At 64.2% G+C, this 466-nt stretch carries 1 protein-coding gene; it reads left to right on the top strand.

Annotated elements, in window-relative coordinates:
* Window positions 1-466: glyceraldehyde 3-phosphate dehydrogenase NAD-binding domain-containing protein (locus TSH64_RS15945; RefSeq protein ID WP_146208122.1), on the top strand; the 466-nt coding region annotated here is incomplete at both ends.

Below are 466 nucleotides of genomic sequence, written 5' to 3' on the forward strand. Positions count from 1 at the left end.
TGCGCATCTGCTGAAGTACGACAGCGTCCACGGCCGCTTCCCCGGCACCATCGAAACGGGTGACGGCGTCCTGATCGTCAACGGCCACTCCATCAAGGTCGTGCAGGAGCGTGACCCGGCCAAGCTGCCGTGGAAGGATCTGGGCGTCCAGATCGCCATGGAGTGCTCTGGCATCTTCACCAAGCGCGCCGACGCCGCCAAGCATCTGGAAGCCGGCGCCGAGAAGGTGCTGATCTCGGCCCCGGCCACCGACGAGGACATCACCGTCGTCTATGGCGTCAACCACGACAAGCTGACGGCCGAGCACAAGATCGTCTCGAACGCGTCCTGCACCACCAACTGCCTGGCGCCGGTCGCGCATGTCCTCCACAACCTGGTGGGCATCGAGAAGGGCTTCATGACCACGATCCACTCCTACACGGGTGACCAGCGGATCGTCGACACCAACCACAAGGACCTGCACCGC

The organism is Azospirillum sp. TSH64, from assembly GCF_003116035.1.
GTDB lineage: Bacteria > Pseudomonadota > Alphaproteobacteria > Azospirillales > Azospirillaceae > Azospirillum.